Here is a 9,355-nt window from a genome sequence, read left to right as displayed (position 1 = left end):
TTGATACGCTTTCACGCATAGTCAATGCTGTTGTTCGTCAGCAGCCGTACCCAAATGTGCTCGATCTTAAACACACGAGTTTTTACCTAAACACTTAGTCAACACGGTGCTGGTGAACGCTTACCATGCTTTTCCCTTGGTAATTCTTTTGTGTAAACGCAGAAGTGATCGGTAAAAAAGAAGCGGATATCAAACGGCTTGAGCAAAGCGAGCAACGAGCGCATCCGTATTACGGCTACCAAATGCGTGAGCAATGATGCGCTTATAGCGAGGCTCCCAAGCATACCAAAGCCAGCGGCGATTTTTCTTTTTACCTACGAATGACCATTGCTCATCAACTTCACAGATTAGAGTGATGTTTGCTTTATCGAAGGGGATAGAGGTCACTTGCCTTGGCGAGAGTTTTTTGCTGAAAGGAACGCTGACATTCTATGCAACGAAATCGCTGAAAGCCCGTTATCCCCTTGCCGTGTTTACATACATGTTCAGTTTGATTACAAAATCGACATTGAACTTGAATGGTAGCCATGATTTCTTGTCTGAGGGTGAAAAGGTTACCATTTTAACACAAGTTCTCCATGTTGGAGTCACGACCAAATTTATGATATGTGCTAAAGGTGTATGTTAAATTATTTCTGTGATTTTCCATTCACTAATAACAAAGAAAACAATAGTCAAAAAAGTCACAATAAGCATCATTTTCTCTGGGTGAATTTATGATATGTACTAAAGGTGTATGTTAAATTATTTCTGTGATTTCCTATTCACTAATAACAAAGAAAACAATAGTCAAAAAAGTCACAATAAACATCATTTTCTCTAGGTAAATTTATGATATGTACTAAAGGTGTATGTTAAATTATTTCTGTGATTTCCCATTCACTAATAACAAAGAAAACAATAGTTAAAAAGTTACAATTGAGAATAAAAACAAGGAGGTCTCCAATTATAAAGTATCACCGACATTTAGAACACAACCAAGTTAATTAATTACATATAAGGTATCAATTATGAAATATGGAAAGTTATGGTCGTATATCTTTTTAGCTTTAGTACCGATGTCATCAAGTGTTTTTGCAAATAATAATGTTGACACCAATGAGAGCAATTTAATATCTCATGATATTGCTAAACGGAGTTGGTTCAATCAATCTAAAAGTTATCGATTTAACAACACATCACCGCTCCCCGAAACTGTAGGGATAAACATGAATGCTGGCGCCTTCATCATACAGAACAATGAAGGAAAATATGACAAAGTAGTGGCATTTGGTGATGAGAACTACGGAGGAGTAATAAATAATCAATTATCCTCCTTGCTATCACTTATTCAACCGGATCAAATGTATGCTTCGGGCAACGCTATGTTGGCGTTATCAACTAACACCAACACTGCCGTTACTTGGGGGCATGGAATCATCCTAAAGGGAGATGAACAAACTATCGCAAATGTTGAACAAGTGTACCCAGGTTCAGATAGCTTCATTATCGTTGGTACATCCAGCGCACAACACTATGTTCAAGAATACAATCCACAAAGTGGGCTATTTACCCCTATAGAGGGACTATCTTCAGCCGATCCAGTTAAAGCCATTTACCATACAGGAGGAGAGATTGGACAGCCGATAGCGTGGTTGGCCATCACTCATAAAGGTAACATCGTGACTTGGGGAGACCCTGAGGCCGGAGGTGTAATGCCGCACTACGCGGAAACAGCACTAACAGGGCAAATAGCCGACGAAGTTTATGCAACCAAAGACGCCTTTTTAGTTCGAACATCAACGAATCACTGGGTTGCTTGGGACGGAACACCAGACGACACTGAAGGCGCTGGTGAAATTCCTAACAACGTGCATTTTATTATCAACGCAGATGAAAGTACAAAAATTCAAGCAACCAAATCAGCGTTTGCCGCTACAACTGCCTTAGGAGTCCTTACATGGGGAGATGACACTTGTGGCGGACATATTGATAATGAAGCTGAAACCGTACTCCTTTCAATGAACTCCCCAGAAGTATACGCAACAAAGTGTTCATTTGTGGCTACTGACAGTAGCACAGGCAAGCTTGCAATTTGGGGAGACTCTCAGTTTACGGATGTATCATCAAAAACAGTAGGTAAGTTTTCAGTGCTTACCAGTAACCATGGTGTATTGATTACAGACTCTGTTAATGGTCAAGTACATTGGAGTTTAGGTACAGCAAAGCTCTCCAAAGAAGCAGAAAATTTATTTAACATCAGTGTTCCGAACCAAACGATATCAAGTTCTGATGCATATGCGACAGTTAATCGTTTAGGTAGTAACTATATGTTAACCAGTTGGGCTTCAGCAGACACAGCTCTTGATGTGACACTCGCATGTAATAATCCCATTGATCTGTACTCAACTCAATCACCAATTGATTATGCATCAGGGTACTTCTTAGCTTACCACCCTAACTGTGGAGAATCGGATCTTACAATTTGGGGCGACTTTTCTACTGGCGGTGGTGGTGATCTTCCTTATGTTTGTGATGGTTTGATAAATGGTACAAGTCGCCATAACGCTGATAATAGCTGCATTAAGGTTAATTCAGTGCCTGACTCTAATACACTGGTTACAGCAACAGTTAGTGAATCTTTTTATACTAAACTAGCCGCTGAAACTTCTCCTATCAACGGTAAGACTCTAATATACGATGAAAAAGAAGAAGGAAAGTACTATCGATTCCAAAACCGATACAATGAAATGGCAGAACTTTGCACTCGCTATAACCAGATAGAGTTAGCTGGTCGAACGAACTGGAAGGCAAGTCATCAAAGACACATTGACGAAAACTTAAGGGACGCATTACAAGGGGCTTATGGTCCAGTCGGCTCAGGCAGTATGTGGGAAAGATATGGATGGCCAACGGGGAGATTTTATTTATTTGGCGTTTCACCATCGAATTATCACCATCACTACTACGTAAACATGGACTCAGGAGAAGTCTATGAATGGAATTCAACTGTAGACTACGGTGAGGGGTATTCAGCTTGTTATAGTGAATAATAAGTATTAAATAGAAAAGGTGATTTAGAACCTCAACTAGATCACCTTTTATCAGCTTTGCTGGCGCTAAGACAGACCATCTCGAGGACGTTTTCTATGTTTACGCCGCTCAAAAGGTTAGAGAGCCACGGTTAATTGAGGATTTATTGTAATGCTTCCAGTTAGTTATTTTGTAACGAGTTTTGTTCTGGTCAACTTCAGCCGGACACTTTCTTTAGAGACTTTTCATAATTAACCGACGACATGTCATTGTTCACCGAATGCAGCCTTCACCTGTTTTCAGATTAGTAACATCTCCCACTCAAACCTGATTAGGAGCAACTGTTGAAGTTCTGTTTCAACAAGTTATCGACTACTGCATGCGCTTCGTCGTGACTTTGTAAGCCACTCGCGGAGTCACTTTTAGGCCAAGCCTGCTCATCATTGTACGAACCCTGTACCAGCCAACGGTAAAGCCTTCTTCATGGAGCTTCTATGTCATTTCGAATTACCAAGAGTCTGTCGGCTTTGTTTAAATGGCCACCTCACTCTACGATACAGGTTCAGCGTTTCAGCCAGTCGTAATAACCTGAGCGGCTTACTCTCATCGTCTGACAAAGATGGATTACTGTGTATCGGGTTGACTCCGTTTTGGTAAAGATAAACTTTACTTCATTTCTTTCACGAAGAAGGCAGAAGCCTAATGGGATGGTCTGCTCCTCCCTCTGATATCAATATTCGGTTAAACTATCTCTCACTACTATCAGGAGGTCAAACGTGACTCTTCATCAAAAATCACATGCCTCTTTGTTAGTGCCTCAAAGGCAGCAATATTTCCCAATTATCACGAACGTGTCAGCATCTTCGGCGAAATAAATTCTAAAAATAGCTGCGTAATCTCGATTGTAAGCTCTTTTCTCTGTCATTTTTCACATCATTGATCTGGCAAGTATTGTCTCTTAATTTAGTGTCCGGCTCCATTAGACCAGATCGTGGGTTACTGACTTAGTTCCAGCGATTTACGCAACAAAGTGTGTCTAGACTACATTTTCTGTAGGATTATTCGGATATTAATTTAATCATTTTCGCTAAATGTTAGATATTACGGGCGGTCGCAAGATGTCAAGTTTCATATGCGCCTAACTATTTACTTGAAATGATGTTTTGCGTTTTTTGTATTTGGGGTTTTATTAGTCTGTGTAACATAATAAGTTTCTCATTGTGGAAAGTTCTATGGAAAATAACAAACTACTTAGTAATGTATTAAGGCAGTTTAGGGAAAAAAAAGGGCTCACTCAGCAAATGCTCGTGGATGGTGTTGTGAATAGTTCGCTAATCCCACCTTCGTTTAGTGTTGTTACATATGGTCGATGGGAGCGTGGTGTTGTTCCGATACAATTAAAAAAAGCAATAATAATTATAAGGTGGCTTCAAGGAGATATTCGATATTTTTATGATTTGGTAGTGAAAAGTGGTGGATTTGAGAATAAGTTATCCAAACTGCAAAGTTCGAAATTTGACTGTTTTTTGGATAAGATTAATGAAGCAGGGGAAAGAACTGCGGCTTATGGATTTTTTACTGATGCGGAATTGGTTGTTAATACATTTATTAATGGTAAAGCTAGTGGCTCTAGCCATTTTTCCTATGAAAGTATAGTTCAGTTACAAAGAAGGTTACTAGGAGTTAAGAAGGAAGCATACCAAGAGTGGGTGGCAAAATGTAAGGATACTGTATTTACTAAAACGATATTATTAACGTGGAACGATTCGCATTTAATATCGCATATTCACTATAGTGTCTGCAATCATTCAAAGCTATTGAAATTAATGAATTTATTTCCATCATCTGAAGCAAACTTGTGTCATGCTCATGCTCATGCTGATGAACAGTTTTTGGTTGTGAGTTCATTCAAGCCTTTCCATAAGAAATGGAATTTAAGTTCAATTTCATTAATTATTAATGAAATTGTTAACAACTCAAGAATTGTAAAGATATATGTATTATCAGATTCGTTGGAATATAGTCGTCTTCTAATGGAATCTTTTAACGGAAAGATGGTTGGAGTTCTAAGAAATTCGTCATACAAGAGTATTGTCACGTACATGATCGAAATTGAAATCCATAACTTTCTTACAAATCCGAAGATAATGATGATATATAAAAACAGCATTTAAGAATAATTTTTCATCATATTGTCGTTTCATTTTTGTTTGGCTTGAAATAACCTTTTCATGAAAGATAAATGTGGAACAAAGCATAAGGCTCGACATTCTCTTTTCTCATGCCTTTCTTAGCTAGGATGTTTTTATATATTCGATTAAAGCAAGGTAAGGCATTAATACAACGTTAAACTTAAAGGCTAAAATATGAAAAAAACAATAGTTTGCATGGCGATCACGACTATTTTTAGCATGAACTCTTATGCAAGTAGTGAATCGCTCGTTAATGTCGATATGGCAAGAGACGCGATAGGTCACAAGCTCGTGATTGATTCTCATGAATCTAAAAATCAAACATCGAAGTATATTTGGTTGAACGATGCAAATGAAAAAATTGGTGATGGGAAAGTACTGTATTTATCTGAAGATGTACAAAAACAATCCGATTATGTAGTAGGTTGTGAACGACGAACAGATCATGATGAGAATGTCATTTTCGAAGGGTGTTCTAAAGAATTATCTCTGTTAGACCTAGAAGGGTCTGAGCGTGATGAGCGACCTGTAGTTAGTAATATTAAGTTGAGTGGTTTTCCGGCAATAGGCTCTGTAATAACAGCTACATATGACTTCACTGATAGCGATCCAGGTGACGTCGAAGATCCTAGCAAAGCGCGTTTTCAATGGCAGTTTGCTAAAAAGTCAAGTCCTACTGTTTGGGAAGATCTCGCAGGTTTTGTAGGTGACCCCAATTTTGTTATTCCCAATGAGGGTCCTGGTCCAACTCAACTGCATGCAGGTGATTTCATCAGGGTCATCATTGAAGCTAGAACCCAAGAACCAGCGCAGGGTATCGTTACTAGCAATAAGCTGACAAGTAATGCGTTTATGATCTATGAGAACTACCCTGGTGGTAATATTGTCGATTCATACTTTAGACCTCTGATGATTGACGAGACGTCAGTCATTGAAAGCGAGTTGGAGACGCATCGTGTCGATGCAACCGGTGAGACAAGTACTGCTGGCGATGCTTACAAGTTCTCTGTCATAGGACAAGGCGCCGCCGAAACTGCTTGTACAGAGCTTGGTCTTACTCTTGTTGAGGATCCTGAAAAGTTTGCAACTCTTATGAATGCGGAAGGAAAACCCGGTTCAGGTGGTCTAGCTTCAGCGTGGCCTAAGCATAAAATATTCTGGACTTCTAGGAAGGTTCCGGACTCAATTTGGGGGGACTATTATGCCATTGGCTTTGAAGATTCTAGTGGCGAGTTTGAGGTTGCCCCTACACCAATTGATGCCCATGGATTAGTTGTATGTACGGATAATGGCGCATAACTGTTTTTAATCACCATTGAAGTGGGCTCATCGAGTCCACTTCGTTTTTGGAGTTTAGTATGAATGAGCAACTTAAATATTGGCTACTAATCTTTGTTAGTCAATATGCAACAGCCAGCGTTTCACCAACAGTCGATAACTTATCATTAGATAGTCAACCTGTGTTAGGTAGCGAAACCAATATTGTTTATCAAACAACACCTGCTTCTGACATCATTATAAATTATGCGACATGTGTAACGGATGAAATAGAAGATTGTACACTAGCGTCTTCCTATCTCGTCGCCGGTACTATATATGACGATGGTAACCCTCCTATACCCGCATCAATTCCAAATCAGCTCGATGTTCTGGGTAAGTACTTTACTTACTGTTTAGAAATATCGGATAAAAACGCTTCCCCTATGGAATGTCGCAGTGACATTATCATTTCAGAATCGGTGTTGAAGGGAGATAGGAGTTATATAACACAAAGTGTCGATTTTAATATGTACGATCAGGGAGAAGACCAGCTTAAAGAGAGTAAATTTGTAACTACTAACTCAGCGTTTCTTACCGTCGATAAAACGGGAAATGCGTTTACATATGGAAGTGGGAGTGAATCGTTATTGCCACCTTTACAATACAATGTTGAACGTATTTACTCTTTATTAAATGGTTTTGGAGTTTTAAAAACAAATAAGACGCTTACTTTATGGGGAGAGCACTTCTCGAATTTGGTGTCCACCACAGAAGTGTCACGTGTCTTTCCCAGTGCATATTCCGTAGCAGTCCTTAAAGAAGATGGTCATGTCGAAGTTTATGGCAATTCAAACAAAGGGGCTTTTATCCCTGAAAATACTCAAGCCGAAATTAATAGATTAATAACTTTGGGCGGAAAAGTCAGTGACATTTACTATACATCGCAAGCTTATTTAGCCACGTTTCTAATGCCGACAGGGGGGCATCGTGTTGTTACATGGGGCAACCCCAATTATGGTGGGGATCTGCCTGATGACCTTTTTAACAAACTTTTAAATGTTAGGTATGTCGTTTCCACATCAAATAGTTTCGCGATATTGACTTATGAAGGTGATGTATACACTTGGGGAGTGAGTGCTGAGTTAAAAACCTACCAAAATATTAAGGATCTTAAAGCGACACGTTATGCGTTTGCGGCTATCACCAACGACGGAAATGTTGAGGCTTGGGGAGAACGCGGATATGGCGGGCAGTTAAGTTCGTCTGCGGGAGCCTTTATTCGTGATAAACCGATCTCTCGTCTATGTGCAACTGATTCTGCATTTGTAGCGATCGCAGATGGATTTAAAGGTCTTGCAGCGTGGGGAGATGATGAGAAAGGGGGATATATTCCTAGTTCGCTACAACAACAACTTGATAGCACATCATTTGATACAAGTACTCATTGCGTATCAAGCGAAGGGGCCTTTGCCTTGTATAACACTGAACAGTTATGGGTTTGGGGTGGAGCGTCTTATGGGGGAGTTTTACCTGAAAGTATTCCAAAATACGGGACCATTGAGATCACGTCAAATAATCGCGCCTTTCTTTTGATTAATCACATAGGTGTGTTTGCGTGGGGAGATGAAAAATCCGGTGGCTGTATCCCGAATGGGAAAGAGTGTATATCAGAGGATGATCCCAACTTGAATTTGGAACAAGACATTTTCAACTTGAACTTTGATGAAGTTAAATTGGGCGGATTCTCTAATTATTCAGATAGTGAAAGCCAGGTACGCGGAGGATTTTATATCTCAGACTCAAATAAAGCATTGGTTTGGGGAAGTAACTTTATCGATGCAAATGTGTCGTGGTAGTTAATTAGTAATTAAAATGCCACACGCCAATCATTGTAGGAATTTCCCTATTCTTTTGTGTTAATTTAATTTTTTGTTTTATATGTAAACATTGAGGAGTAAAATTGGGCGTATTGGTCGTTCAGTTTTACTACCTCACTTTCATCATTTAATGTGTGATGGGGTAAGGGTAAAGCGTCATTAAATTAATTAAGGTTAAGTTTGTGTTAGCATTCAGGTCGATTTTTCCCATTATGGGAGCGATTTTATTCTCAACTCAATCTGCTTTAGGCAGTGAAGTCTCCTCTTTTTATATTGGTTCAAAAGCTGGATTTTCTCATTTCAAAGACGCGTGTGTTGAGTCAAGTAACTGTGACAACAAATCCATATCTTATTCAGTTTATTCCGGCTATCAATTCACTGATAATTTCAGTTTGGAGTTAGAACTTCTCAGCCTTGGTAGTATAAAAAGTTCTAGCGCTTTCGCTGAGTCTATTGGTGCTGTGAGCAGTTTTAAAGTAAGTTATCCTGTTGGTGGTTTTTTCGACTTGTATGGCAAATTAGGTGCTGGGTACCTAAATGTTACTAAAAATCATATCGATATTGATGATATTGACCTAATAACAGCCGTTGGCTTTGAGGTCCCTATTAATAATCATTTATCTTTCTTAGGGGAATATCAATACCTAGATGGAATTGGTAAATCAAACTCGACGGGGCAAGCAGATGTTAATAACTTTCAAATTGGTTTAACTTATCGATTTCCTTCAAATGATGCTTCATTTGAATCGGTTTACTATGAGAGTAGACCAAGTATTAATGAAGAGACAAGACTATATGTCGGAACCTTATTCTTTGATTATAATTCGGACGAACCAAAAGGGTTTAGACAAATAGAGAATGCCATTAGACGAATGTCATTAGCCAATGATAATGTAAGTAGAATTGATATAGTCGGTTATACAGATAACCATGGAGGTTACAAATATAATAAGAGTCTTTCATTAGAAAGAGCTAAGGCTGTGTCTAAGCATTTAAATCAATACGGATTCGATT

At 39.0% G+C, this 9,355-nt stretch carries 5 protein-coding genes and 2 pseudogenes; 5 read left to right on the top strand and 2 right to left on the bottom strand.

The window, feature by feature from the left end; all coding sequences use genetic code 11:
* Positions 1–116: 116 nt before the first annotated feature.
* Positions 117–529 (bottom strand): annotated as a pseudogene (locus DA100_RS10505) (IS1 family transposase); the annotation flags it as partial.
* Positions 530–1,010: 481 nt separating this feature from the next.
* On the opposite strand from DA100_RS10505, the gene DA100_RS10500 reads away from it, so the two are divergent.
* Positions 1,011–3,032 carry a hypothetical protein gene (locus tag DA100_RS10500; RefSeq protein ID WP_138972088.1) on the top strand — a complete coding sequence of 674 codons (2,022 nt, stop codon included), beginning with the start codon at positions 1,011–1,013 and terminating at the stop codon, positions 3,030–3,032.
* A gap of 304 nt (positions 3,033–3,336) precedes the next feature.
* Here DA100_RS10500 and DA100_RS21320 read toward each other — a convergent pair.
* Positions 3,337–3,739: pseudogene (locus tag DA100_RS21320) on the bottom strand (IS3 family transposase); the annotation flags it as partial.
* Between the two features lie 505 nt (positions 3,740–4,244).
* On the opposite strand from DA100_RS21320, the gene DA100_RS10495 reads away from it, so the two are divergent.
* The 4 genes from DA100_RS10495 to DA100_RS10480 form a co-directional block, all read left to right on the top strand.
* A complete protein-coding gene (locus DA100_RS10495; protein WP_138972087.1) occupies positions 4,245–5,186 on the top strand; it encodes a helix-turn-helix transcriptional regulator in 942 nt (313 codons plus the stop codon).
* Between the two features lie 192 nt (positions 5,187–5,378).
* Entirely contained in the window at positions 5,379–6,503 is a 1,125-nt protein-coding gene (locus tag DA100_RS10490; protein ID WP_138972086.1) for a hypothetical protein, read from the top strand.
* Positions 6,504–6,562: 59 nt separating this feature from the next.
* A complete protein-coding gene (locus DA100_RS10485) occupies positions 6,563–8,320 on the top strand; it encodes a hypothetical protein (RefSeq protein ID WP_138972085.1) in 1,758 nt (585 codons plus the stop codon).
* Positions 8,321–8,553: 233 nt separating this feature from the next.
* Positions 8,554–9,355, top strand: an 802-nt coding sequence (locus DA100_RS10480; RefSeq protein WP_138972084.1) for an outer membrane beta-barrel protein, incomplete at its 3' end; no start/stop codon positions are given.

Origin of the sequence: Vibrio sp. Hep-1b-8, assembly GCF_006124995.1 — a bacterium.
Taxonomy (GTDB): Bacteria; Pseudomonadota; Gammaproteobacteria; order Enterobacterales; family Vibrionaceae; genus Vibrio.
Note: the sequence above shows the minus strand (reverse complement) of the source record. Positions and strands in the feature narration are given on the sequence as shown.

Coding starts and splice junctions, on each gene's coding strand:
- DA100_RS10495 (WP_138972087.1), top strand. CDS start 4,245: ATGGAAAATAACAAACTACTTAGTAATGTATTAAGGCAGTTTAGGGAA.
- DA100_RS10500 (WP_138972088.1), top strand. CDS start 1,011: ATGAAATATGGAAAGTTATGGTCGTATATCTTTTTAGCTTTAGTACCG.
- DA100_RS10485 (WP_138972085.1), top strand. CDS start 6,563: ATGAATGAGCAACTTAAATATTGGCTACTAATCTTTGTTAGTCAATAT.
- DA100_RS10490 (WP_138972086.1), top strand. CDS start 5,379: ATGAAAAAAACAATAGTTTGCATGGCGATCACGACTATTTTTAGCATG.